This is a genomic window from Endozoicomonas sp. SESOKO3 (assembly GCF_024606255.1).
This window is the reverse complement of the sequence record NZ_JAHHPR010000702.1, coordinates 1-2,793: the sequence shown is the minus strand read 5'-3', so window position 1 is coordinate 2,793 and position 2,793 is coordinate 1. Positions and strand designations below refer to the sequence as shown.

Annotated in this window: 2 protein-coding genes; both read left to right on the top strand. The window is 46.6% G+C overall.

The window, feature by feature from the left end; all coding sequences use genetic code 11:
• Nucleotides 1-267 precede the first annotated feature (267 nt).
• Nucleotides 268-1,794 carry an extracellular solute-binding protein gene (locus KDK18_RS12440; protein WP_257255246.1) on the top strand — a complete coding sequence of 509 codons (1,527 nt, stop codon included), beginning with the start codon at nt 268-270 and terminating at the stop codon, nt 1,792-1,794.
• A partial coding sequence (locus tag KDK18_RS12435; RefSeq protein WP_257255245.1) for an extracellular solute-binding protein occupies nt 1,791-2,793 on the top strand: 1,003 nt, incomplete at its 3' end. The genes KDK18_RS12440 and KDK18_RS12435, both read left to right, overlap by 4 nt.

Genomic DNA, 2,793 nt, shown 5'->3' with positions numbered 1-2,793 from the left:
TAAAAGCATATCCCAGACTTTCCCTGACTCTGGCATCTTTTAGATAAGGTCGCCGGTATTCAGCAACCTTATCACAACAGTCATGCTATTAACCTGATCGGCACTCCCAAATATCCTGCTGACTTTCAACACTTTTCCTATATCAATCCTGATGCTCCCCGTCAGGGCAAGGTCAGACTCGCTGCTCTTGGTACCTATGACACTTTTGACCTCTTTAGTGCCAAAGGACTACCTGCAGCCGTTGGTCCTTACATCTATGACAGCCTGATGTATGCCAGTCGGGATGAGCCCGGCAGTCTTTATCCTCTGATCGCCGAACGTGTCGAATACCCTGATGACAATCGCTGGATACGCTTTGTTATTAACCCAAAAGCCCGTTTTGCCGATGGCAGCCCAATTAATGCCGAGGTCATAAGAGATACCTTTCTTCAATACAAAAATGGTGATTTCTCCAACTTTAAACACCTTTTAAAGGATGTTGATCAAATAAAAATTGAACCCGGAAACCGGGTAAAACTTACCCTGAATACCCCTGAAGACAAGAAGTTGCCCTTTCGACTGGCCCAGTTACCCGTAATTCACAACAGCTACTGGCAACAGTCCCGGGGAGACGATCATACGATCCATATTCCTGTCAGCTCAGGCGCTTACAGCATCAGACAATACGAGCTTGGCAAGAGCGTGTTTCTTGAGCGAAACAAGCATTACTGGGCTGAAAAACTGCCAGTGAATATTGGTCGAAATAACTTTGAGCAGATCAAATTGGAGTATTTCAGGAACTCTACCCTCTCTCTGGAAGCTTTTCTTGCTGGGCAATATGATATCCGAGTCGAGAATCTGGCTAAAAACTGGACTTATGCATACAAGGGAAAAGACATAGATACCGGGAAGATTATCAAGAAAAATTACCCGCGCAAGAGCTTTCAGGTTCAGTCGTTTATCTTTAACAGTCGAAAAGACCTCTTTCAGGATCAACGCGTCAGAGAAGCGATCAGTCAGGGTTATGATGCAGCCTGGACCAACGCTAACCTCCTTTATGGTATCTATTCAGTGCCCGGGAGTCTTTTTGCCGGTACGGAGTTTGCCCAAACAGGAATACCCGATAAGGCTGAAGTCAAACTGCTTGAGCCTTATCGAAATATCCTTCCTGAGAGACTGTTTAAACAATCCTGGACAGGCTTAAAAACGGATGGCACTGGTAATATTCGGAAGCAACTCAGTTATGCCAATCGCCTTCTAAAACAGGCAGGCTGGGAACTCAAAAATGGCAAAAGGGTCAACAAGGAAACCGGCGAGCCACTGAAGTTCGAACTGATGCTGGCAGTGCCAGAACAGGAACGTGTTGCCATACCATTCAAGAGTAATCTGAAGATACTCGGTATTGATATGCAGATCGTCTCGGTGGATGTCTCCCAGTACGTTCGAAGAGTGCGCAATCAGGATTACGATATGCTGCTCAGAACCTTCCACCAGCCTGATCTGCCTGGCAACGAGCAAAGAGAATACTGGAGCAGCAGCAGTGCCAATGAGCAAAGCACCCAGAATCTGGCAGGTGTCAATCACCCTGCTGTTGATGCCATGATTGAGCATATTATCAAGGCTGAATCGATCGACCAGTTACAAGCAGCCACAAGGGCTTTGGATCGTATCTTGCTCTGGGAAAATTACACTATTCCCCAGCTCTATCATCGTTACTGGCGGGTAGCACACAGACACCGTTACAACTATCCTGAAAACGAAGGTCTATACGGCCCCATAGACTTGAGTATCTGGTGGGAGGAAGAGCCAAAATGACACGTCTGGTCATGGGTATACTCCTGATAGTAACAGCCTGTTTCGCATGGGGATCTGACAAGATCCCTCTGAAGCATGCCATCAGTCTCTATGGCGAACCAAAGTACCAAAAAGATTTTGAACACTTTGACTACGCCAACCCGCAGGCCCGAAAAGGCGGTGAATTCAGACAGGCAGTGATTGGCCAGTTTGACAGTCTTACACCTTTTGTAGATCGCGGTTCAGCAGCCGCTGGCAGCGACTTGCTCTATGACACCCTGCTGCAAAGATCCTGGGACGAACCTCTAAGTAAATACGGTTTGATTGCTCAAGCCATTGAGTTAGACCCGGATAACCACTGGGTTGCCTACTACATTAATCCCAAGGCCCGCTTTAACGATGGCCACAGTGTGTCAGCCAGTGATGTCAAATTCACTTTTGATCTCTTAAGGGAGAAAGGCTCAACGTTCTACCGTCATTTCTATGATGATATCGAGAAAGCTGAAGTCACAGCGCCCATGAGGGTTCTATTTACCTTTAAAAACAACAAAAACCGTGAGTTGCCACTGATCCTGGGGCAAATGCCCATACTTCCCGAACACTACTGGAAAGACAGGGTTTTTCCGGCGCCCGGGCTTGAAGTCCCCATCACCAGCGGCCCTTATCAAGTGGCTAAAATCAATCCCGGACGATCCATCACTTACAAGAGAAACAAGGATTATTGGGCTCGTGAACTGGCTGTTAACCGGGGTCGGTATAATTTTGACCGTATGGTGTACGAATATTACGGAAACGAATCTGTGCTCCTCGAGTCACTCTTCAGTAATCAATATGATTTCAGACTGATCACAGATCCAACGATCTGGAATACTCAGCTGAGCGAGAACCGCATTAAAAAATACCGTCTGATACAAGAAGTTATAAAGAACCATAACCCCCAAACCCTGACGTTAACCTACAATACACGGCGACCTTATCTAAAAGATGCCAGAGTCAGGGAAAGTCTGGGATATGCTTTTA